Source organism: Herminiimonas sp. GW821-FHT09C12 (assembly GCF_059416385.1).
The window spans coordinates 2,082,870-2,105,806 of record NZ_JBWKPC010000001.1; the positions used below are offsets into that span (position 1 = coordinate 2,082,870).

A 22,937-nucleotide genomic window follows, 5' to 3' on the forward strand; every position below is an offset into this window, starting at 1 on the left:
CGACTTTTTACCGATTGCTCATCCGATGCCATGTTGCTGGATCGTTCGATATCCCGTATATCCACAGACAGTCTGCGTGGATATGTTTTTCAAATTTTTATAGAAGGCAGCCTTGAATTTATAAACGTGCAGGGCGCGCAATCGCATAAAAGCAGGACGCCGTGCAGCATCGTGGTGACGGACTTGAATCAGCCATTCCGTATGCGGCGTAGCAAGTGCAGGATGTTCTCGCTATTTGTGCCACGGGCAGCAGTAGAAGCTATTTTCCCGAACGCAAATACACTACATGGTCGCGTTTTGGACAATACAACGCCTTTGACCCAAATTCTGATCGAGCAAGTGGTGTTACTGGCCCAATCACTCCCCAAAATGTCTCGCGGTGCAGCCTCAGCTGCCTTCAATACATGTACGGAACTTATCGTTGCTGCATTTGGCAAGCAGACTAATCTGCAAGGTAACGCCCGTGCAGCCGTGCGTGCTGCGATGTTTGACAAGGCGCGTCGTCATATCGAGAGCAATCTTCATCAAGCGAAGCTTTCTCCAGAAAGTTTGACCGCAGCCTTGCAACTGCCACGTCCGACCATTTATCGACTGTTCGAACACGAAGGTGGATTGGGTGCTTATATTCGCAATTGCAGATTGCGAGAAGCCGCAGATGAGTTGGTCAAATTCCCGACCTTGCCGATACAAGAGATTGCCTATGGATTAGGCTTTAAAAGCGCATCAGACTTTACGCGTGCGTTTCGACGAGCATATGAGTTATCTCCTCAAGAGCTGCGTTCCAATGCCTTGGAGCGGGAGCGCATATCGGCGTCCACTTGATGGTGTGCTGGATTAGCATTCTGCGCTTGATATAAGAACGCTGTTCATACGCGGCAAATCCCCTCATAGAGACATCGATCTCTTCTTCTAGTTCATCCCTGACTCAGTCGCGCAATCACGATCAGTTATGTGGCGATAGCACGGATCGCCAACGAATCATCCTCGCACACCCATCTGATGACGGTCTCATTGCATATGCGTTTTCAGTGCGGAAACCGCATGCTTCCGCTTATTTTTTTTAAAACCTTGTGATGAAAAACCAACGATGTGTAAAAGAAAGTATCTCAATTTGCAAAATGAGACGCACGGTCAAGAGCCTCAAAAAAAGTAGCGGATCATCGCGATGAATGAAAAGTGTTTATTTGAGCAACCGTCTTGCTGGTAGCTGTCATGGCCAGTCGGTCACTCATTCATCCTCAGATTTTCGTTGAAGTAATGGATGTATTTATGTGCAGTAGATATTCAGTCAAGACAAGAAAAAAAAGAAACCCTGTTTGTAGCGCATGAAGTCCGGTACCGCCGGAGTTCTCGCTTCCCCGACCTCATTATTAAGATACTTCAATGAAAAAAACTCAAAAGATTCAATTAGGCAGAATGACTGTACTTGTCGTCGCCTTGATGCAGGCTGGTGTTGTATATGCAGGTTACCCGATGGGGCCGGGTATTTATATTGATACTTCCGCGGCTCCTACTTTTGGTGCTTGTACTTCCAATAGCAATCCCAGCTTAGGCAACGGCCAAGGGAGTTGCAACACAGCAGCAGTTCAGGGTAGTCCTAAAACGATAGCGTTGAGTACGCCAAATAACCCCATATACGCATACGACAGTCCTGGCATTTTGGTTAGTGGCACGGCATCGGCTATCGACACCATCAATTTCTCAGGATATGTGTATAGCCAGATTGGACAAGTTGGCCTTGCTTTAAATTCTACTGGTCAAGTCGCTTTCAACCTTGTCAGTGGTTCGATTGTTGGGGGTGCCGGTCAAAATACTCACGCTACTCATGGAACTGATGCTTCCGGTTTACAAGGGCAATTCGGTACCGGCGATGCAGGTGGTATAGGCGGTACAGGCGGTACAGGCGCAGCAGGTGGCGTGGGCGGGAGTGGCGGCGCGGGCGTGTCTGGTTCGAATTTTTCAGTTAATAACCAAGGCGGCATTACGGGTGGCGCAGGCGGTTTGAGCCTGGCCGGTTATGGCGGCAATGCAATAGGTGGTTACGGTGGTAACGTTTCAACTGGTGCTGCTGGTGCTGGTGGTGCTGGTGGTACTGGTGGTGTTGGTGGTGCTGGTGGTACTGGCGGTGTCGGTGGCGCGGGTATCAGTGGCAGTGGCTTTAGTGTTACCAACACAGGCACTATTACCGGTGGTGCTGGCGGCTATAGTGGGGCCGGACGTGGCGGCAGCGCTGATGGCGGCTATGGCGGTTATCTGAATGGCAGCCTTAACGGTGTTGGTGGTGTTGGTGGTGTGGGTGGTAAAGGCGGTGCCGGTGGTACAGGCGGTGCCGGCGGTGCCGGTGTAAGCGGATCATCTTTCACCTTGATCAACAGTGGCGCAATTACAGGTGGTGAGGGTGGTCGTGCTTCTGGTGGCTATGGCGGCAGTGCTTCTGGTGGCTATGGTAACCCTTATGGCGCTAATGGTACTGCAGGTGCTAACGGTAGCGCGGGTGTTGGCGGTGCAGGTGGTATCGGTGTGGTCTCTACCGGCAATGCGACGATCATCAACTCCGGTACGATCTCGGGTGGTTGGGCAGATGCTGGTAATGGAGTTCAGGCAGCCGCGATCAACCTTTCTGGCACTGGCAATACATTGGAACTGCAAGCTGGTTCGACGATCAATGGCAATGTCATTAGCAATGCAGTCACTACTGTTTCGGGCGATGCCGAAATTTATGGCAGTTTCTTGAACTCAGGCAGTGTCGCCGTTGCAGCGAATACAAGGTTGTATGTGGCAAACGACTACGTTAATGGTGTAAATGCAGTCACCACCGTTTCGGGCTCGGCCTATATTGATGGCAATTTCTCGAACTCAGGCCGTGTCGACATTAAAGATTCGGGCTATGCCAATATTTCTGGCAATTTCTCGAACTCTGGCAGTGTCTCCATTGCAGCCGGTAGCCAGTTGTATGTGGGCACCGACTTCACTAACACGGGTACATTGACCACCGTCGTCACCAATACCACTTACGGTACTTTGTACGTCGATGGTACGGCAACCTTGTCAGGCAGCAAGCTTTTTGTGGATGCCAGCACGTTGACCAAGGACCATGGTTATACTCAGACTACGGTGAATGGCGTGACTACGGCCACGCTGAATGGTGTGATTCATGCAGATACCGGCATAGTCGGCACCTTTGCTTCTTACAGCGATAACAGCGCCTTGTTCGACTTCACTCCTGTGTATACCGGAGCCGACATGAACCTGACGTTTGCTGCTGCAAGCAAGAGCGGTGTGCTGGACGCAGTGACCACCGCTGGAAACACAGCTGGGCAAGGTGCAGCATCTGCGCTGGATCAAATCATCGTCAGCAATCCTACTAGCGCCATCTCACTTATTTTTGCGGGGGTGGGGACAGGTCAAGTCTCGAATGCCGTGAGCCAAACCTTGCCGCAGATTGCCGGCGTCGTATCGCAATCCGTCACGACCAACCTGGGCAGCATCACCCGCATCGTTCAATCGCGTCAAGATGGCCAACAAGGTAGATCATCCGGTGACAACTTCTACGGCGACAAGAAATTCTGGTTCAAACCATTCGGCTCATGGGCCAATCAAGATAGCCAAAATGGCGTAGCAGGTTACAAGTCACGTTCATACGGCATGATCTTTGGTGCAGATGCAGACTTGTCGGACGTTAATCGTGTTGGCGTCGCATTCGCTTACTCCAAGACCGATATCGATAGCAAAGGTGTCGCAGTTCAAAACGCCAATGTCGATAGCTACACGGCACTGGTCTATGGCACCCATAATTTGACTGCCAGCACCGAATTGAGCGCGCAAGCTGGTCTCGGATTGAACAACACCAGTGGTGGTCGTACCATCAATATTGGCGCGACCAACAGTCGTGCAAGTTCCAGTTATGACAGCTGGAGTGCCAATGTAGGTGTGGGCTTGGCGCACACCATGGCCTTGTCCGAGAAGACCAACTTTATTCCATCGATCCGGGTCGACTATAGCCGTATTCGTTCCGACGCTTACAGCGAAACCGGTGCAGGTGCACTGAATCTGAACGTCGGTAAAAACACAAGTGATGCATTGGTACTGGGCGCAGACGGCAAGGTCTCGCATGCGATCAGTAGCAAGGCAACACTGGTAGCTAACCTCGGCGTAGGTTACGACTTCATCAACGACAGATCGAGCCTGACTTCATCCTTTGCCGGTGCGCCAACGATCACGTTTGCTACCCAAGGTATCGATCCTAGCCCATGGCTGGTACGCGGTGGTTTCGGTGTGGTTGGCAAAGTAACGCAAACGATGGAAGTGACGGCGCGCTATGACTTTGAAGCACGTCGCAACTTCGATAACCAGACTGCTTCTATCAAAGCACGCTGGATGTTCTAAGACTGCAAGCGTGATGGAATGAAAAAGGGCACCTGCGGGTGCCCTTTTTACGTGCGATGCAAGGTGTTGGAACATTCGCCAGGAACAGGATGTTGTAAGCCCTGTTGGTGTAAGAAAAATATGGTTTAAGCAGCCTGCTTCTTAAGACCTGCATACGAAAGAATGTTTTGTATGTTTGTCCCTAACGATGTAGCGGACGTGTCTATGTTGAGATCGGCCTTGATCGGTGCTTCGTAGTCTGCGGAGATGCCTGTGAAGTTGTCGATCAAGCCTGAACGCGCTTTTGCATATAAGCCTTTTGGGTCGCGTGTTTCACACACGTCCAACGGTGTAGATACATAGATTTCCACAAAATTCTGTGTGCCAATAATTTCTTTCGCCATTTCTCTATCCACACGGAACGGTGAAATAAAGGCGCTCAAGACGATGAGTCCGGCATCGTTCATCAGCTTCGCAACTTCAGCAATGCGGCGAATATTTTCTGTACGATCAGCAATGGAGAAACCCAGATTTTTATTTAATCCGTGTCTTACGTTGTCACCATCAAGGACATAGCAGGCCCGTCCCTGATCGATGAGCGCACGCTCCATTGCATAAGCCAGTGTGGATTTCCCGGAGGCGCTTAATCCGGTAAACCACAAGGTTCGCGGTTGTTGCCCGAGCAAGTTGTCACGATCCTGCGCGGTGACCTGGCTTTGGTGCCAGACGATGTTGCCGCTTGAAGGCTGATTCATATTAAATTATTTTTGCAGCGATACGATGTTGGCGAGGGATTTTACTGTTTGGGTTCAGTCCAGGTTTTGATTAACATGACCGAGCCGGATATCTTTCCTGCAGTAAAGATGGGTAGCTTGGCACAATAGTGATGGAAAGGGGGAGCTTATCTGAAAGTTTGATGCATCGATATGGTCATCTCGTTCGTCAATAATCAGTGAGGCTCAGTAAATTGGACAAGAGGTAGCCACATGTATTTTTATCTACATGAGGAATGAACTCTGATGCAGATCATGTGGCTGACACCAATAGATATCAATGCGGTAGTACAGGCTATCTACATTCTTACAAATCGAGACGAAACAGCTTGATCGCATTGTCTCTGCCTATCTGCAATTTAAGCGCATCGCTCAGTTCTGCCTGATCGAACCAAGCTGAACCGTTTGCCATCTCCATCCACGGATGGTCAGTTGAAAACAGAACGCGATCGGCACCGACTTGTTGTGCGACGTTGTTCATGGCAGTGGTGTCAAAGAAGCCGGATGTGGTGTAGTGGAAATTGGATGACAGATAGCCACGTATGTCTTTTTTCAATTTGCTGTTCGGTACTTTTTGCGCATAGACAGTCGACAGTCGCCAGATGCAGAACGGTAGCGCTTCGCCGAGATGTCCTAGGCAAATTTGCAAGTTGGGATAGCGGTCAAACAATCCACTGGTGATCAATCGCAGCGCATGCGTTGAGGTCTCGACCAGAAAAGCCCAGGTTGCCGCCAATAATTCTGGCCGGTCGCGGTACATCATTTGCTGGCTCAGAGGTGGATTGCGCGGATGTAAATAAACCGGCAAATCCAATTCCTGCACACGTTCCCAGAATGGGAAGTACTTTTCCTCATCCAGGAACTCGATGGTATTTTCGTCGCCAAGATTGCTGAAGCTGTTAATCAGCGCACCGTGAAAACCCAGTTGCTTGACGCAGCGCTCTAGTTCGTCGGCGGCAGCCAGCGCATCCTGCATAGGCAGTGCGGCGAATCCGCCTAGTCGTTTTGGGTGTTGTTCGGTAATGGTTTTCAACTCGTCATTTGCGAGTCTGGACAAGGCGATGGCCTTGTTTGCTGTCAGTTCAGATTGAATGCCAGGCGAATTGAGAGACAGAATCGCATATTCGATACCGGCGGCATCCATCTTTAGAATTCTGCGTTCATCCACTTCCATCAACTCGCGATACACGCGCGGCACATCGGTAGGTTTAATACCGGCTGGAATATTGTCTTGAAAACTAGGCGTCAAGTAATGTTCTTCAAAAGCGATTTTCCACGGTTTGGTCGGCAGCGTAGACGTGGTTGCAGCATTGTTTGACATGATCTTTTCCAGGCAATGTATGTAATTAGAAGTGCTATAAAAATTCAACGCGGGCAGTCACCGGAAGTTGCATCAGAAAACGGCCCGCATCTTTCATTCAATTAAAAGGTATGCCGAATTCCCAGTGCATAACTGTTGCCGACTGAATATGCAGTCAACTTATCGTAAAGATAGATCGCATAGATATCTGTTCTTTTCGATAAAAAGTAATCGTATCCGATTGCCGCAGTATTGCGTTTGATATCGTTGGTTGCCGGTTTTTCGATTTTGGTCTGTGCCCAGGACATCAGAATATTCGATGAGGGAGTGACCGGCACCGATGCACCTAATTGATAGGTCTTTGATTTAAGGTCGGTGATATTGCGGTCGGTTGCCTGTGCTGAAGCGAACATTTTGACAGGACCAAAATCGTAGGAGCCACCAGCCAGATAAGCCGTTTGTGATGTTGATGGCGCAACCTTGGCTACTTTGACGCGTTGTGCGGCAAAGGTGGCAGACAGCGGGCCGTTGACGTAACGCACGTTCAGCCCGTTATTGTCGATGGAATTGCTACCTGCGACTTCACCAAAGGCGTGTTGTACGCTGGCACTGAAGCCACCGATGGTAGGTGATGAATACTGGATGGTGTTGTCCCATACCGAATCACCAGACAATGTGCCGCCGAAGGTGGCGACGTAAGAGTGCAATACCAGTGGCGAGAAGACGGTTGATGCCTGAAACGGATTGACTGCTTGCATGGCCAAGTAATACTGCGTGGTGTGGCGTCCCATGGTGACGCGGCCGAAGTCGCCTTCCAGACCGACCCAGGAACTGCGTGAAAATCCGACTGGGTCAGCGGCGCTACGACCTGATGCGCCGGTATCTGGCTGGAAGAAATTTTCGAGTTGGAAGATGGCTTTCAAACCGCCGCCCAGATCTTCCTTGCCGCGAAAACCCAGATAAGAAGTAGTCAAGCCGCCGTGTCCTTCCTGCGTAGTACGTGCTGGTGAATCGCTGCGTTGCATGCTGCCGGCATAGAGTCCGACCAAACCATAGATCTCGACATTGCTCTGGGCACGTACCAGATGCGGCGCTGCCAATAGGGCGAAACCAGCCGTGATGCACAGACTTCGCAGTACATTCTTCGTCTTCATTGTTGCGTCTCCTTGATTTTTTTATCGATTGTTTGTTTGCGCCGGATTTCCCAGGGCCGGAACCTGCGCCTTACACCACCGATCTGTGCCGTTCTATGCAGGCATCCAGCACGTCTTCCCCAGGTTTCTTCCACCAGTTTTCGGAAAAAATTTCCACTTCCGCAAAACCGTCATAGCCAGTCGCTTCTACCCACGAGCGGATTTTTTTCAGCTCGATGACGCCGTCGCCCATCATTCCGCGGTCATTCAGCAAGTCATTGGTTGGCGTCAACCAGTCACAGACGTGAAAGGCGAGCAGGCGCTCGGCACCGGCGCGTTCGATTTGTGCTTTGAGTTTCGGGTCCCACCAGACGTGATAAACATCCAGCGCAATGCCTAGTGCTCCAGTTTTTTCTGGATCGAGTTCATCGCACAGATCCAGTGCTTGTTCCATCGTGTTGATGCAAGCGCGCTCGGCGGCTTGCATCGGATGCAGCGGTTCTATTGCCAGTGGCAAGCCGATTTTTCGCGCATATTCCAGCGAGTCCGCCAGACCGTCACGTACTTCGCTGCGTGCGCGAGCGATATCGTTGTAAGCCGCTTTGCCGTTCAATGCGCCAGGCAAAGCACCGACCACCATGACCAGGCAAGGTGCATTCAGCGTTTTGGCTTCATACATGGCGCGGCGGTTGTCTTCCAGTGCCGCCTTCAGACCGGAGGCATCCGGTGCAGGAAAGAAGCCACCACGACAGTAGCCCGACAGAACCATGTCTCTATCGCGCAACTGTGCAGCAACTTTGTTCAAGCCGATTTCTGCGACTTGATCGCGCCATGGACTGATGGCACGTATGCCGCGTTGGGCGCATTCATCGATAATGCGATCCAGCTTCCATTGCTTGCGCACCGTGGCGGTGTTCAGGGAAAGCTGTTCATGGCTACCGGAGAAATCACGCATCGTGTACTCCGTGCAGTGCCAGCACATGCCGCATGCGGATGACGGCTTGTTCCGGTTGCTGCAACAGACCAGCCTTGTCGGCTAGACGGAAGATTTCTGCTAAATGTTGCAAGGAACGTGTACTTTCTTGCCCGCCTATCATGCAGAAGTGATCCTGCAATCCATTCAAATACGCCATGAAGACCACACCGGTTTTGTAGTATCTGGTTGGTGCTGCGAAGATATGGCGTGACAGTGGCACGGTCGGTGCAAGAATGTCATGGAAGAGCTCCGTGTTGCCAGCAGCCAGCGCCGACAGGGCAGCCGATGCCGCTGGTGCAATCGCGTCGAAAATTCCCAACAATGCATGGCTGTAACCCTGCGCATCGCCAGCAATCAATTCGGCGTAATTGAAATCATCACCGGTGTACATTTTTACGCCGTCCACCAAGCGGCGGCGCATGATGATTTCCTTGTCCTTGTCGAGCAGGGATATTTTTACACCGTCAATTTTGGACGAGTTGCCGTTGATGATGGATGTAGCTACATCCATTGCACGCATGTGATCGGCGTCACCCCAATAACCGGCCAATGCAGGGTCGAACATTTCTCCCAGCCAGTGAATCACGACTGGTTTACTCACTTGCGACAGGATGCGGTCGTAGACCTTGTGGTAATCCTCCGGTGATTTGGCGACGCGTGCGAGAGCACGGCTTGCCATCAGGATGATATTGCCGTCGAGTTTTTCGATTGCTTCGATTTGTTCTTCGTAAGCGTGAATCACGTCGTCCAGTGATTTGGCGTTTTCTGGCGGCAGTTGGTCGGTACCGGCACCGCTTGCTATCAGGGCATTGGGGAAATCCTGGGCAGCATCCAGTGAACGTCGGATCAGTTCCAGTGAGGTCGTCCAGTCGAGACCCATGCCGCGCTGCGCGGTATCCATCGCCTCTGCCACACCGAGGCCGAGGCTCCACAGATAACGACGATATTCCATCGTGCTGTCCCAATCGATGGCGCAATCCAGCCACGGATTGTTGTTCGCCAGCGGATCGGCCACGACATGCGCTGCCGAATAGGCGACGCGTGTAAATGGCTGATCGGTTTTAATCTCAAATGCACGAGGAGGACGCAGCGTGTATTGCTCCAGCCTGCCGGCAGCGGTTGGCAGGGTGATGGAAAGTGCGAGGTTGTTGCGTACGTTCATTTTCGTCTCCTGGTTTATACGGACAGCGCTGGTACATCGATCCAGCGTCTTTCCTTCCAGGACTCGAGTGCAAGCTCAACCATTTGCACGCCTTTTGCACCTTCCAGCAGATTCCATTTGAACGGTGTGTCTTCTACCAGATGCTGGATGAAGAGTTCCCATTGAATCTTGAAGCCGTTGTCGATGAACTTGGTGTCAGGCACTGCTTGCCAGCCATCAAAGAAATCGATAGGTTGTTTGGTATCAGGGCTCCATACCGGTTTCGGCGTATTGACGCGGGATTGGGTGACGCAGTCCATCAAGCCAGCCACGGCAGAACCGTGTGTGCCATCGACATGGAAAGTCACCAGATCGTCGCGACGCACACGTGTGGTCCAGGAGCTGTTGATCTGCGCGATCACGCCGCCTTCCAGTTCGAAGGTTGCGTAGGCAGCATCGTCGGCAGTCGCTTTGTACTTTTTACCTTTTTCGTCAAAGCGTTCCGGGATATGCGTAGCGCCCAGGCAGGACACAGCTTTTACTTCGCCGAACAGATTGTCCAGCACATAGCGCCAGTGACAGAGCATGTCCAGTATCATGCCGCCGCCATCTTCAGTGCGGTAATTCCATGAAGGACGCTGGGTCGGTTGCAGATCACCTTCAAATACCCAGTAACCAAATTCGCCACGTACGGACAGCATTTTTCCGAAGAAGCCGGCATCGTTAAGCAGCTTCAGTTTTTGCAGGCCGGGCAAGAATAATTTGTCTTGTACCACGCCATGCTTGATGCCTTTTTCCTTCGCCAACTTGTAGATATCCAGTGCTTCACGCAGATTGGTAGCGACCGGTTTTTCGCAGTAAATGTGCTTGCCTGCATGGATCGCTTTGGCCAGCAGAGTAGGGCGCATCTGCGTCGTGGCGGCGTCGAAGAAGACGGTGTCGTTTTCGTTTTGCAGAGCTTTATCCAGATCGGTGCCCCAACGCTCGATGTTGTATTTCTTCGCCAGTGCAGCGATCTTGTCAGCATCTCGTCCGATCAAGATCGGATCTGGCATGACACGATCACCGTTCGATAACAGGACGCCGCCTTGTGCGCGGATTTCCACGATTGAGCGTATCAAATGCTGGTTCATGCCCATACGACCAGTGACGCCGTGCATGATGATTCCGAGTTTGCGTTGTGCCATGTTTGAAAATCCTCTTTAAATAATCAGTGTGAAAAAATGTTCTGTTAATGCAGTCGGTATCGATGTTGTTTATTGCCTTGCGGCGTACCGGTAAAAATTTTGCGCGCAGCTATCCATCACCGTGATAAACGGCTAATGTGCGTTTGCTGTTGGTCATATCTGATCGGCAGCGCGCATGCCGACGATCAGTTTTTCAGGAGCTGTTCTTCACCTGAAAATGGGGATCATCCTGAGTCGGATGCTGGGAATAATTTCATGGTCATGCCTCCATCGATTTAAATGTAGAAAGCGAAATGCTCTTGATCATGGCTAGTCTTGGATTCAATGATCCAGCGAGCCTTGTGCATAAAAGTGACGGCGGATTGCTTTGGTATAAGCGGAAAATTCCGGCGTCGCCATGACATCAAGATTGCGCGGACGCGGCAAATCGATGTCGTAAATGGCTTCAATCGAACCTGGACGTTCCGACATGACCAGCACGCGATCCGAGAGAAATACGGATTCCGGAATACTGTGGGTAATCAGGAATACGGTTTTTTTCGACTCCAGCCAGATGCGCTGCAGTTCCACGTTCATCTTTTCCCGTGTCATTGCATCCAGAGCGCCGAAGGGTTCATCCATCAACAGCACTGAAGGATCGTGCAACAGTGCACGACAGATCGCGACGCGCTGCTGCATGCCGCCGGATAGTTGCCATGGATATTTTTGCTCGAAGCCTTTGAGCCCGGCCATTTCTATCAGAGCCAATGCGCGCGCACGTGCAGGTGCCATAGGCATATCGCGCATTTCAGCCTGCAACAGAATGTTGTCCAGCACATTGCGCCAGGCCAGCAATACCGCACTCTGGAAGACGATGCCGACGTTTTTCTGTGGGCCATCGATCTTGTCACCGGACAGTCTCAAGTCGCCGCTGGTGATAGGCAACAGGCCTGCAACCATTTTTAAAAGAGTGCTCTTACCGCAGCCGGAAGGGCCGACGATGGAGACGAATTCTCCATCCTTTATGTCGAAGCTGAGCGTCGCAATGGACTGCATAGGCCCAGACTTGCTGTCATAAACCTTGGTAACGTCTTTTAACTGAATGAGCGTGTCTCGCTCTTCTATAACTGCTGCGCTGATGGGCGACACTTTATGATGTCCGTAAGCTGTATGCATGATGATGATCCTGAGTTTGATTCAATGATGAAGCGATTCAATAACTATCATTCGTGGCGTTCGCTCAGGGCAATAAATCGTTGGTGTAATAGTTGTTCGCATTGTCTGCGGACGGAGGTATGCCACCGGACTCGATCATCATCGTGACAGTGTCATCCATGACTTTTTTCGATACACGCAAAGGCTTGTTTTTTTCAGTGTCTGCCGTATGGAACAAGGCGATCGAACTGTTCAATCCTTTTAAGAGACTTTCTTTTGATCCGGTTTTTGGCGCTGCCTTGAGCACAGCGCTCACAGCTTCTTCCGGATTCTTCTGTGCTTCTTCAAATGCCTTGGTTGCTGCGCGAAGGAAGCGTTTCAGCAGTTCTGGATTTTCCTTGATCAAGGAAGTGTGGGCGATGATGCTGGACGATGCCATGTTCACGCCATAATCAGCGAACAACATGGTGTTCACACGTTTTTTAGTCAGTCTTTCGATCTCATTATTTTGATCGGTCGAATAACCAATCAACATATCGGCCTGACCATTAATGACTGCGTTGATTTTTGTTTGCGCATCGCCGTTGACTGTTTTGAAGTCGCCTTCTTTGAGGCCGGTCTTTTTCAAGAACAATGGCCATATCTGCGAAGGTGAATCACCGGCAGTCATGGCTACAATTTTTCCTTTGATATCGGCGGGCTTGGTAATGCCTTTTTCAGCAAGGCTGATGACTGCCATCGGGCTTTTTTGCAAGGCAACACCGATTGCTTTTACCGGTGCGCCTTTGGCTGCGATCTTGATCATGGTGCCGATGTCTACATAGCCCAAGGTTACGTTTTTAGCGGCGACGGCTTGTGTTGTGGGACCTGATCCACGTCCTTCCTGGATAACGAGATCAATTCCTTCCTGCTCGAAGTATCCCTTCTCTTTTCCCAAGAACAGCGGTGCGTGCTGGCCTGTCACATACCAGTTCAACATCAGGACAACGCGATCTTTGGATTGTGCTAATGCGCTACTGCAGGTCATGACGCCAAAACCTATGGCTGCTGCAATATGAAGAATTTTTCTACGTTGCATATCTGTCTCCTATTTTGGTAATTTTTTATGTGTTTTGAGATGCGGTATTCAATTGCCGGATGTATTTCTCCGTTGAGATACGTGCCACGGAATGCTGTATTTTTCTATCAGATCAACTGCGAGGAATAGCACGACGCCGATCAGCGATAGCACGATGAGCGCGGCGAACATGAGTGGCAGATCAAAGTTGCCGTTGGCGCGTTGCAAGACAAAGCCGATGCCAGAGTTGGAGCCGACGAACTCACCAACTACGGCGCCGACTACAGCCAGAGTGACCGAAACCTTCATGCTGGAAAAAATGGAAGGCAGTGCTTGTGGCAGGCTGATTTTCAAAAACATTTTGAGCTTGCTGCTGCCCATCGAACGGGCTAGATCAACCATATCGTTCTCGACGGATTTGAAACCCACTACTGTGGAAACCACGATAGGGAAAAAGCCGAGCAGGAAGGCGACTATGATTTTTGGCAGGATGCCGAAGCCGAACCAGACAACAAACAATGGTGCGATCGCTACTTTCGGGACGCTTTGTGAGAAGACCAGTAATGGATACACATAGCTTTCGACCAGTTTTGAATAGGCGATCAGCATGGCGATTGGTACGCCGATCAAGACTGACAGCCCGAATCCACCTAATGTCGCCACGATAGTAGGTACCGCTTCATGCGCGAGCAAGTGCCATTCCTGAGCCAGTCGATGCAGGACGTCAATTGGAGCTGGTACTAGATATTCTGGAATGTGGAAAATGCGGATGGAAACATCCCACAACACCAGGATGAATCCTATAAGCAGTAGTGGCTTCATCCAACTTGAAGAAATCAGTTTTTTCACATTTGTTCCTTGAATGTACAAATTAAAAAATTGACGGTATCGCTGTAGAAATCGAAACCTCAGGTGTGGCGATTAAGCTTGATCAGCAACTTCACTAAGTAACCAATTGGTTAAATATATCAACTTAATCCCAAGTTTGCAAAAATTATTTATTGTGCGTCACAACATGAAATTGGAAGGTGACAAGGCTTTTAATTAGTTAAATATGTATGTATATCAATAAGTTGTATTTAAATTGACTTGTTTTTGCGTGCTAATTAATTGTTTTGGGAGAAAGTTTTAATTTCATCGTTAATTAACTATTTAGTTATTGTATGATTGCTGCATTGAGTTACTGAAATTGATTTGCGCTCGCATTCAATCCCGCTCATTGCGCTGCTGCTTACGGGTGAATACGGTTGATTGAGGGGCGGCAGATTTCACAACATATGAGAAAGAAATTCGTTATATGAAAGTTACCGAGAAACGTCAGTCGAGCGATGTGATGCCGGAACCGAGCGAACGTAATCCGGCTCGGACCCGGCTGGCGATCATAGACGCTGCGACAGAGGAATTTGCGACGCTAGGTTTGGGTGGGGCACGTATTGATGCGATAGCTGCGCGCGCCGAGACTAATAAGCGCATGCTCTACTATTACTTTGGTAATAAGGAAGATTTGTTTCAAGCGGTGCTGGAGAGGGCGTACAACAATATTCGTTCCGCTGAAGCGAACTTGCATCTGGATGAGTTAGATCCGGCTGTCGCGATACGTCAGCTCGTTTCTTTTACCTGGCACTACTATATCGAGCACCCAGAATTTTTGACCTTGCTCAACAGTGAAAACTTGCATCACGCGGTGCATCTGCGTGCTTCGGAAGATATTCGCAAGATGAACTCGCCGCTGGTAGAGATGCTGGGAAAGGTGTTGGATCAGGGGCAAAAAAGCGGTGTATTCCGTTCTGGTGTTGATCCGGTGCAGTTGTATATTTCCATTGCTGCGCTTTCCTATTTTTACCTCTCAAACAATCACACGCTCTCCACAGTCTTTGGTCGTGATTTGTTGAATCAGAAAGCAAAAGCCGAGCGGCTGTCGCATATGACGGACTTGGTATTGGGGTATTTGCTGAGATAGTCCTGCTTACCTTGATAAGCAGGACTATGTTCTAAATGCAGGTCAGTGTTGGGTGTCAATTAACGGTTGCCAGCAGACTGGCAACTGATCATATCCATGCAGTACGTTGATGTACGCAGACGCCAGCCGAGTAGGTTGCAGTGATAGTGCGGTCATCGCCCAGCATGGCAAGCGCAAACAATTGCTCTTCAAGACTGTTGGTAGTTGCACTGCGACGTGAGAGCAGCGGCGTGGATTGCGGATCGAGCACAATGAAGTCGGCATCGCAACCTGCGGCGAAACTACCGATGGTTCCTTCCAGTTGCAGTGCACGGGCACCACCCAGCGTTGCCATATAAAACATGCGTTGTGCCGCGAGATGGATGCCGCTCATGCGACCTACCTTGTACAGCTCGTTCATGGTTTCCAGCATGGAGAACGTGGTACCGCCACCGACATCTGTTGCGAGCGAAACGGGCATGTGCAATTTATCGGCACCGGCAAAATCAAACAAACCGCTACCAAGGAATAAATTGGAAGTAGGGCAGACAGTTGCCACCGATTGTGTGGCAGCCATTCTTGCGCGGTCACCATCGTCCAGCCAGATGCAGTGCGCATACAAGGCGCGTTTGCGCATCAAGCCGCAACGGTCGTAGACATCAAGATAGCTGCGGCTGTCGGGAAACAGTTCTTTGACCCATTTGACCTCGTCGGTATTTTCCGCAACGTGAGTCTGAATATAGGTGTCTGGATATTGGGACGCCAGTTCTCCCGCCAGTCTCAATTGCGCATCAGTGGAAGTCGGTGCAAAGCGTGGTGTGATGGCGTAATGCTGGCGACCTTTGTTGTGCCAGCGATTGATCAGGGTTTCACTGTCACGGGCACTGCTTTCCGCAGTGTCGAGCAAGAAGTCGGGTGCATTTCTATCCATCATCACCTTGCCGGCAATCATCCGTAGATTGAGTGCATGACTGCGGCCGAAAAACGCATTCACCGATTGCGGATGCACTGTGCAATAGACCGCAGCCGTAGTGGTACCGTTACGCAGCAATTCCGCGAGGAAGAAATCAGCTACTTCAGTCGCGTGCGCTTCATCGTCGAAGCGGCCCTCGGTCGGGAAGGTATAAGTATTGAGCCAAGGCAGCAAGCCGGATGCCGGTGAACCGATGATGTCAGTCTGAGGATAGTGCACATGAGTGTCGATGAACCCCGGCGTGATGATCTTGCCGCGCCAGTCATTGACCGTTGTGCCAGCGGGGAGCGTAGGTAACAGCTTATCGTAATCGTCGGCCGCAACGACTTTACCGTCGGCGATGACCAGCAAGCCGTCGGTATGCCAGAGCGTGGCATGTTCGTCGAATGCAGGATCATTGCAAAAGTGCAGCAGGCTGGCGCGGTAAGCTTGTACGTTAGAAGTCATGGCGAGTTGTAATCGGTAAAAAGTAAATGAAGAGTGAGAGCTAGTTTTCAGGGCTAGGTCAGTAGCGGGAATACTTGCTCGTTATGCTTGTCGAGATGTTTGTGGCTTTGCAATTCCCATAACTGCATGAGTTGCGCAACGACCGCGATCGCAATGCTCGCAGGCTCCTTGCCATAAATGCCGGGAATGCCGATCGGGCAAGTCATCTTGTTTAACTGTTGAGCAGTGATGCCGCGATCTTGCAGGCGATGTTCGAATTGCTTGCGCTTGGTGTAAGAGCCGATCAGGCCGAACCAGGCGACATCATCGCGCTGCAGTATCTGTTCGCTCAATTGCTGATCCAGTGCGTGGCTGTGCGTCATGACGATAAAGTAGGCGCCGGGATCAGCCTTGGCGACGATGGCATTGGGTACATCGGTCGCTTCGATGGTGACGTGCGGTGGCAAGTCAGTCGGGAACATGTCTTCACGTTCATCGACCCAGATGACGCGGCAGGGCAATGTGCTTAACATGCGTACCAGTGCGGTACCAACATGTCCGGCGCCGAACAGCACGACCTGTGGCTGGTGGGCGTGGCATAAATCGAGCAACCAGCGACGTCCGTGGATATCCTTGGCAATATGCGTGGCGCTGGCAGTGCGGAACATGCTTGCCTGCAAGCCATTGTTAGGCACACTTAAATCGTATGCTTCGCCATCGATTTCATACAGCATGGATGGATCATCGGATTCCAACGGAACCGCACGCCAGACATTGACGCCATCACGACGGCAACGTTCCAGACCGGCCAGCATCGTAGCGGCATGCTGATCTATGATTTCAAAAGCCAGAAACACAACTCCGCCGCAGCATTGTCCAAGACTAGGCCCGAGAGCGATGCGTTCGATTCTCGCCACCGGATGTTCATTGCTGTGCTCAGCCAGCATGGCGCGTGCAATCTGCGCGGCGCGCCATTCCAGATGACCACCACCTATGGTGTCGAATTGCTGTGTGGCGTTAAACACCATGCGGGCACCGGCTTCACGTGGTGTCGATCCCTGAATGCTGGCGACTGTCACCAGCACACAGGGTGCGGTAGCAGCTTCCGGTTTTTGCAAGGCTTGCAACCAGGTAGTCATCGTCTTGCTCCTTCCCTAGTGTGCTGCGGCACGAACTGCATCGACTGCATCCAGTATCGCTTCGCTGGTTGCCGGTGCACGTAGTGGCGGATTGATGCGCTTGTCACCTACTGCTGCAATCGCATCACGAATTGCCAGGAATACGGAAAACGGCAACAACAATGGTGGTTCGCCGACAGCCTTGGAACGGTGAATGCTGTCTTGCACATTGCTGTTCTTGAATAGCTTGACGCGGAAATCTGCAGGGCAATCCGAGACAGCAGGAATCTTGTAGGTGGAAGGGGCGTGTGTCATCAGCTTGCCTTCTTTGTTCCACCACAATTCTTCCGTGGTGAGCCAGCCCATGCCTTGGATGAACGCACCTTCAACCTGACCCAGATCAATTGCAGGATTAAGCGCTTCTCCAGCGTCGTACAGCGCATCGGTACGCAGCAACTTCCACTCGCCGGTGAGGGTGTCGATCACTACTTCGGATACTGAGGCCGCGTAGGCGTAGTAATAGAAGGGATGACCGTTCATGGTCTTCGCATTCCAATGTACGCGTGGCGTCGAGTAAAAACCATCGGACCAGAGCTGGATGCGCGCGACGTAGGCTAGCATCACCAATTCGGGGAAGGTGACGGATTGTTCGGCTGCGCTTACCTTGCCATCGGCAAAACTGATAGCGGTGACCTCGACGCCGAAACGCTGTGCGGCGAAGGCAGCGAGACGATCACGAATCTGCAATGCCGCATGTTGCGCTGCCTTGCCATTGAGGTCAGTACCGGTCGATGCAGCAGTAGCGGAAGTATTGGCTACCTTGCTGGTATCGGTTGCGGTACAGCGCACGCGGTCCAGCTTCAGGCCGAATGCATTCGCGACGACTTGAGCGACCTTGGTGTTGAGACCCTGGCCCATTTCGGTACCACCGTGATTAACCAATATCGAACCATCGGTATAGACATGCACCAGCGCACCAGCCTGATTCAAATGCGGCACGTTGAATGAGATGCCGAACTTGACTGGTGTCAGCGCCAATCCTTTTTTCAAGATCGGACTGCTGGCATTGAATGCGTCGATGGCGATGCGGCGCGCCTGGTAATCGCTGCTGGCTTCCAGTTCATCGACCAGCGCGTGGATGATATTGTCTTCGACCTTCTGTCCGTAATGCGTGACATTGCGAGCGTCAGGGCCATCCTCATCACTGCTGCCGTAGAAATTGACACGTCGTACTTGCAGCGCATCCTTACCCAGATTGCGCGCGATTTCATCGATGATGTATTCAATCGCAATCGCGCCTTGAGGGCCGCCAAAACCGCGGAACGCCGTATTTGATTGCGTATTCGTTTTGCCGCACATGGCATGGATTTCAACGTCTGACAGATAGTAGGCATTGTCGAAGTGGCAGACCGCACGCGTGGCAACCGGGCCTGATAAATCGGCGGAAAAACCCGCACGTGAAATCATGTCGATCTTGGCAGCCAGAATACGACCATCGTCGTCGTAGCCTATCTCGTAATCGTAGGCAAAGCAGTGGCGCTTTCCGGTGACGATCATGTCGTCGTCGCGATCAGCACGCAGCTTGACCGGACGGCGCAGACGGGCGGCACCGATAGCCGCTGCACAAGCCCACAATGCTGATTGCGATTCCTTGCCGCCGAAGCCACCACCCATGCGGCGGCATTCGACCAGGACATCGTGCGAGGACAGATTCAGAACATGTGCGACGTGATGTTGCATTTCGCTCGGGTGTTGCGTCGAGCAATGTATATGCATGCCGCCACCTTCTTTTGGAATGGCATACGAAACCTGACCTTCCAGATAGAAGTGCTCCTGCCCACCGACATTGAAGTTGCCTTGCAGCTTGTGTGGTGCCGCGGTGAATGCGACGGCAGCATCGCCGCGCTTCAGGTGCATAGGTGGCAAGACATACGATTGCGCGGCATGAGCAGCGCGCGGTGTCAGTACCGATGGCAATTCTTCATAGTCGATGACGCCGAGTCGTGCTGCGCGTCGGGCGGATTCGTGGCTATCGGCGATGACTAAAAAGATAGGTTGACCAACATACTGCACCAGACCGTCTGCCAATATCGGATCGTCGTGAATGATGGCACCGCATTCGTTTTCTCCAGGAATGTCATCGGCAGTCAGGACGGCGACGACGCCAGGAGCTGTTTTGACTTTTGTCAGGTCGAGCGAGCGGATGCGGGCATGCGCTTTTTGCGATAAGCCCAGTGCTGCATGCAAGGTGCCTTGTAACTCAACGATGTCGTCGGTGTAGGTTGCTTCGCCGGTGACGTGCAGGATGGCAGATTCGTGCGGATGCGGTTTGCCGACTGCGTTGCCACTTTGCAGCGCGATGGTAGAAAATTTTTCAGACATGAATAATTCGGTTTGCTTGTTCATCATGATTTCCTCAAGCAATCTGCGCAGTGGCAGTGCTTGCCGCAAAGGCGCGTAAGGAGCTTGGTGGCATGGGTGCATCGGCTCGTGTTTCCAGCCAGTAGCGATACAACAGATTTTGCGCAGTCTTCATGCGGTAGGCTGATGAGGCGCGCATGTCGGACAGCGGCGCATAATCCTCCGCCAGCAAAGCGATGGCAGCACGCACGTTTTCTTCACTCCATGCTTTGTCGTTCAGGGCAGCTTCGGCTGCTGCTGCACGTTTTGGTGTGGCTGCCATGCCGCCGTAGGCGATGCGCGCATGACGTACTTCACCATCAACCAGTTCGAAAGCGAATGCAGCGCAGACAGCAGAGATATCCTGATCGAAGCGTTTCGATAATTTATAGGTGCGGAATACGACGCCGGCGCGCGGCAATGGAATCCGTACTGCTTGTACAAACTCGTTGGCTTGCAAGGCAGATTTTTGATACGCCAGATAAAAATCTTCCAGCGGCATACTGCGTTCACCATCGACACTGTGCAACACGATGTGTGTGCCGAGTGCGATCAGCCAAGGCATGGAGTCACCGATAGGCGAGCCATTGGCGACATTGCCGCCCAGCGTGCCGGCGTTGCGTACCGGCAGCGATGCAAAGCGCTGCCATAGCTCCGACAATTCTTGCGGATAATGTTCGTGGGCTGCAGCGTATGATTTTTCCAGCGTGACGCCAGCGCCGATTTCCAGCCAGCCATTCTTTTCTTCTATGCTTTTCAACTCTTCGACCTGGCCGATATAAATAATGTCGCCAAGGTCGCGCATGTGTTTGGTCACCCACAGACCGACATCAGTCGAGCCGGCCAGGATGCGTGCCTTGGGCAGTTCGGCGCGTAATGCGGCCAGTTGTGCCAGCGTACGCGGTGCGTGAAAAGTCTGACCAGCGTAACTGATGCTGAGTGGTTCTTCGCGTTGCAATCCGCGCAAGGCGTCGGCAACGTGAGCGCGATCGAAATGTACTTCCGGCAGTTCACCCATGCGACGCGCAGCGTCGATGATAGGGCGGTAGCCGGTGCAGCGACAGAGATTGCCTGATAAGGCATCGTCGATCTGTCTGGTGCTCGGGGCTACATTGGATTTTTCATGTTGCAGGTACAAATTCCACAAGGACATGACGAAGCCAGGTGTACAGAAGCCGCATTGCGAGCCGTGGCATTCGACCATGGCTTGTTGTACTGGATGCAGACAACCATCGGTCTGCTTCAGGTCTTCTACGGTGAACAATGCCTTGCCATCCAGCGTAGGTAAAAATTGTATGCAGGAGTTGACGGTGTTCAGTTCCAGTTTGTCGCCGCGCAGTTCGCCGACGACCACGGTGCAGGCACCGCAATCACCTTCGGCACAACCTTCTTTGGTGCCGGTGCAATGCAGGTCTTCGCGCAAATGTTGTAAAACGGTACGGGTATTGGACTGGCCTGTCACTTCGTGAGTGGCGCCGCGGAAGTAAAAGCGAATCGGTTCTGACATGATCTGTTTGCTCTGTTGAGGTACGACGTATAGATAATTAAAAACAATCACATGCTGTTTTTATTTCTTTGAGAAATGACACAACAGCTGTTCTCGTCTGTTGATGCAATCTCTTTTCTTAACGTTGCCGCAGAATATTGCGCACCTGGTACGGCAAGAACCGACGAGGGCGCAACATCTGCTGCTTGTTGCTTTGTTTACTTGTTCAACCCAGATAAATCAGCTTGAACATGAACAAGGCGGCAATGATCCAGATCATGAACGACACTTCTTTTGCGCGGCCAGTCAGCAATTTCAGTGCTGCATAAGTGATGAAGCCGAGTGCCATACCGTTTGCGACGGAATAGGTGAATGGCATGACGATGGTGGTGATGACTGCCGGTATGCATTCGGTCGTATCTTCCCAATCAATATCGCGCAGTTCTCGCAACATCAGGCAGGCAACGAAAAATAAAGCAGGTGCTGTAGCGTAGGCAGGAACAACACCAGCCAACGGTGCGATGAACAGGCACAGCAGGAACAGAATGGCGATGGTGACGGCGGTCAGACCGGTACGGCCACCGGCTTGTACGCCAGCTGCACTTTCAATATAGGCGGTTGTACTGGAAGTGCCAAGCATGGAACCTGCAATGATGGCGCCACTGTCTGCCAGCAAGGCTTTATTCAGACGTTCTATCTTGCCGTTTTTCACCAAACCAGCGCGTTGTGCCACGCCCATCAAGGTGCCGGTCGCATCAAACAGTTCAACCAGGAAAAAGACCAGTACCACGTTGATCAGGCCCATCCCTAACGCACCCTTGATGTCCAGTTGGAACAATGTTGGTGAAATCGAAGGAGGAGTGTCGAATACGCCGGTGAAATGATTGCCGCCGAAGAAGAAGCTCATGATGGTCACGGCCAAAATGCCGATCAGCATTGCGCCTCTGACCTTGAGGCGGTCAAGTGCCACGATCACGATGAAGCCGATGACTGCCATAACGGCTGGAGCTTTATGCAGATCGCCAAGCGTAACCAGAGTGTTCGGATTGGCGACGACGATACCGGCGTTTTTCAGTGCAATCAAACCGAGAAACAGTCCGACACCGGCGGGGATCGCCGTTCGTAAAGAGTTCGGGATACTGTTGATAATCAGCTCACGGATCTTGAACAAACTGACCAGCATGAACAGGCAGCCGGAAATGAATACCGCGCCTAGCGCTGCCTGCCACGAATATCCCATGCCAAGCACGACAGCATACGAGAAATAGGCATTCAGGCCCATGCCGGGAGCCAGACCAATAGGGTAGTTGGCGTACAGACCCATGATCAATGTACCGATCGCGGCTGCCACGCAAGTGGCGACGAAGACCGAGTCCTTGGGCATACCCGCGTCACCCAGAATTGATGGGTTGACGAAGATGATGTAGGCCATCGTGAGGAAGGTGGTTAGCCCAGCCAATAACTCGGTACGTACGTTCGTACCGTGGTCGCTTAACTTGAAATACTTGTCCAAAAATGTCATCTGCTTG

General features: G+C 51.7%; 17 protein-coding genes. 3 read left to right on the plus strand and 14 right to left on the minus strand.

Annotated elements, in window-relative coordinates; genetic code table 11:
• The first annotated feature begins 30 nt into the window (after positions 1–30).
• Together AC07N2_RS09840 and AC07N2_RS09845 are read left to right on the plus strand one after the other, a co-directional pair.
• Entirely contained in the window at positions 31–822 is a 792-nt protein-coding gene (locus AC07N2_RS09840) for a helix-turn-helix domain-containing protein (protein ID WP_494778145.1), read from the plus strand.
• Between the two features lie 561 nt (positions 823–1,383).
• Positions 1,384–4,386, plus strand: a complete 3,003-nt coding sequence (locus AC07N2_RS09845; protein ID WP_494778063.1) for an autotransporter family protein — start codon at positions 1,384–1,386, stop codon at positions 4,384–4,386.
• A 125-nt stretch (positions 4,387–4,511) separates the two neighbouring features.
• Here AC07N2_RS09845 and cysC read toward each other — a convergent pair whose 3' ends face one another.
• From cysC to AC07N2_RS09890, 9 genes are all read right to left on the minus strand, one after another.
• Positions 4,512–5,120 (minus strand): adenylyl-sulfate kinase, encoded by a 609-nt coding sequence (cysC, locus tag AC07N2_RS09850; protein ID WP_494778064.1) that lies wholly within the window; start codon positions 5,118–5,120, stop codon positions 4,512–4,514.
• 325 nt (positions 5,121–5,445) lie between these two features.
• Complete coding sequence (locus AC07N2_RS09855) at positions 5,446–6,459, minus strand: amidohydrolase family protein (RefSeq protein ID WP_494778065.1); 1,014 nt, start codon at positions 6,457–6,459, stop codon at positions 5,446–5,448.
• A 101-nt stretch (positions 6,460–6,560) separates the two neighbouring features.
• Positions 6,561–7,592, minus strand: a complete 1,032-nt coding sequence (locus tag AC07N2_RS09860) for a porin (RefSeq protein WP_494778066.1) — start codon at positions 7,590–7,592, stop codon at positions 6,561–6,563.
• Between the two features lie 70 nt (positions 7,593–7,662).
• Positions 7,663–8,526: a sugar phosphate isomerase/epimerase family protein gene (locus AC07N2_RS09865; RefSeq protein WP_494778067.1), complete on the minus strand. Its 864-nt coding sequence runs from the start codon at positions 8,524–8,526 to the stop codon at positions 7,663–7,665.
• Complete coding sequence (locus AC07N2_RS09870; protein WP_494778068.1) at positions 8,519–9,709, minus strand: dihydrodipicolinate synthase family protein; 1,191 nt, start codon at positions 9,707–9,709, stop codon at positions 8,519–8,521. Before AC07N2_RS09870 ends, AC07N2_RS09865 begins: the two co-directional genes overlap by 8 nt.
• Before the next feature lie 14 nt (positions 9,710–9,723).
• Positions 9,724–10,875 (minus strand): Gfo/Idh/MocA family protein, encoded by a 1,152-nt coding sequence (locus AC07N2_RS09875; protein WP_494778069.1) that lies wholly within the window; start codon positions 10,873–10,875, stop codon positions 9,724–9,726.
• Positions 10,876–11,196: 321 nt separating this feature from the next.
• Positions 11,197–11,910, minus strand: coding sequence for an ABC transporter ATP-binding protein (locus tag AC07N2_RS09880; RefSeq protein WP_494778146.1), 714 nt, complete (start codon positions 11,908–11,910; stop codon positions 11,197–11,199).
• 184 nt (positions 11,911–12,094) lie between these two features.
• Positions 12,095–13,087 carry an ABC transporter substrate-binding protein gene (locus tag AC07N2_RS09885; protein ID WP_494778070.1) on the minus strand — a complete coding sequence of 331 codons (993 nt, stop codon included), beginning with the start codon at positions 13,085–13,087 and terminating at the stop codon, positions 12,095–12,097.
• A 48-nt stretch (positions 13,088–13,135) separates the two neighbouring features.
• Positions 13,136–13,888, minus strand: coding sequence for an ABC transporter permease (locus AC07N2_RS09890; RefSeq protein ID WP_494778147.1), 753 nt, complete (start codon positions 13,886–13,888; stop codon positions 13,136–13,138).
• A 475-nt stretch (positions 13,889–14,363) separates the two neighbouring features.
• Between AC07N2_RS09890 and AC07N2_RS09895 the strand changes: the two genes are divergently transcribed.
• Positions 14,364–15,026, plus strand: coding sequence for a TetR/AcrR family transcriptional regulator (locus AC07N2_RS09895; protein WP_494778071.1), 663 nt, complete (start codon positions 14,364–14,366; stop codon positions 15,024–15,026).
• An 88-nt stretch (positions 15,027–15,114) separates the two neighbouring features.
• Here the strand turns inward: AC07N2_RS09895 and guaD are convergent, their stop codons facing one another.
• From guaD to AC07N2_RS09920, 5 genes are all read right to left on the minus strand, one after another.
• On the minus strand, positions 15,115–16,425 hold the full coding sequence (guaD, locus tag AC07N2_RS09900) for a guanine deaminase (protein WP_494778072.1): 1,311 nt from the start codon (positions 16,423–16,425) through the stop codon (positions 15,115–15,117).
• A 53-nt stretch (positions 16,426–16,478) separates the two neighbouring features.
• On the minus strand, positions 16,479–17,543 hold the full coding sequence (gene xdhC, locus AC07N2_RS09905; RefSeq protein WP_494778073.1) for a xanthine dehydrogenase accessory protein XdhC: 1,065 nt from the start codon (positions 17,541–17,543) through the stop codon (positions 16,479–16,481).
• 15 nt (positions 17,544–17,558) lie between these two features.
• Positions 17,559–19,928, minus strand: coding sequence for a xanthine dehydrogenase molybdopterin binding subunit (xdhB, locus tag AC07N2_RS09910; protein ID WP_494778148.1), 2,370 nt, complete (start codon positions 19,926–19,928; stop codon positions 17,559–17,561).
• A gap of 10 nt (positions 19,929–19,938) precedes the next feature.
• Positions 19,939–21,429 carry a xanthine dehydrogenase small subunit gene (gene xdhA, locus AC07N2_RS09915; protein ID WP_494778074.1) on the minus strand — a complete coding sequence of 497 codons (1,491 nt, stop codon included), beginning with the start codon at positions 21,427–21,429 and terminating at the stop codon, positions 19,939–19,941.
• Positions 21,430–21,634: 205 nt separating this feature from the next.
• Positions 21,635–22,930: an NCS2 family permease gene (locus AC07N2_RS09920; RefSeq protein ID WP_494778075.1), complete on the minus strand. Its 1,296-nt coding sequence runs from the start codon at positions 22,928–22,930 to the stop codon at positions 21,635–21,637.
• Between the last annotated feature and the right edge of the window lie 7 nt (positions 22,931–22,937).

Excerpts from the sequence above, each read along its gene's own strand:
- AC07N2_RS09840 (WP_494778145.1), top strand. The coding sequence starts at position 31 with ATGTTGCTGGATCGTTCGATATCCCGTATATCCACAGACAGTCTGCGT.
- xdhB (WP_494778148.1), bottom strand. The coding sequence starts at position 19,928 with ATGAACAAGCAAACCGAATTATTCATGTCTGAAAAATTTTCTACCATC.
- AC07N2_RS09875 (WP_494778069.1), bottom strand. The coding sequence starts at position 10,875 with ATGGCACAACGCAAACTCGGAATCATCATGCACGGCGTCACTGGTCGT.
- xdhC (WP_494778073.1), bottom strand. The coding sequence starts at position 17,543 with ATGACTACCTGGTTGCAAGCCTTGCAAAAACCGGAAGCTGCTACCGCA.
- AC07N2_RS09865 (WP_494778067.1), bottom strand. The coding sequence starts at position 8,526 with ATGCGTGATTTCTCCGGTAGCCATGAACAGCTTTCCCTGAACACCGCC.
- cysC (WP_494778064.1), bottom strand. The coding sequence starts at position 5,120 with ATGAATCAGCCTTCAAGCGGCAACATCGTCTGGCACCAAAGCCAGGTC.
- AC07N2_RS09845 (WP_494778063.1), top strand. The coding sequence starts at position 1,384 with ATGAAAAAAACTCAAAAGATTCAATTAGGCAGAATGACTGTACTTGTC.
- AC07N2_RS09880 (WP_494778146.1), bottom strand. The coding sequence starts at position 11,910 with ATGCAGTCCATTGCGACGCTCAGCTTCGACATAAAGGATGGAGAATTC.
- xdhA (WP_494778074.1), bottom strand. The coding sequence starts at position 21,429 with ATGTCAGAACCGATTCGCTTTTACTTCCGCGGCGCCACTCACGAAGTG.
- AC07N2_RS09860 (WP_494778066.1), bottom strand. The coding sequence starts at position 7,592 with ATGAAGACGAAGAATGTACTGCGAAGTCTGTGCATCACGGCTGGTTTC.
- guaD (WP_494778072.1), bottom strand. The coding sequence starts at position 16,425 with ATGACTTCTAACGTACAAGCTTACCGCGCCAGCCTGCTGCACTTTTGC.
- AC07N2_RS09895 (WP_494778071.1), top strand. The coding sequence starts at position 14,364 with ATGAAAGTTACCGAGAAACGTCAGTCGAGCGATGTGATGCCGGAACCG.
- AC07N2_RS09885 (WP_494778070.1), bottom strand. The coding sequence starts at position 13,087 with ATGCAACGTAGAAAAATTCTTCATATTGCAGCAGCCATAGGTTTTGGC.
- AC07N2_RS09920 (WP_494778075.1), bottom strand. The coding sequence starts at position 22,930 with ATGACATTTTTGGACAAGTATTTCAAGTTAAGCGACCACGGTACGAAC.
- AC07N2_RS09855 (WP_494778065.1), bottom strand. The coding sequence starts at position 6,459 with ATGTCAAACAATGCTGCAACCACGTCTACGCTGCCGACCAAACCGTGG.
- AC07N2_RS09890 (WP_494778147.1), bottom strand. The coding sequence starts at position 13,888 with ATGAAGCCACTACTGCTTATAGGATTCATCCTGGTGTTGTGGGATGTT.
- AC07N2_RS09870 (WP_494778068.1), bottom strand. The coding sequence starts at position 9,709 with ATGAACGTACGCAACAACCTCGCACTTTCCATCACCCTGCCAACCGCT.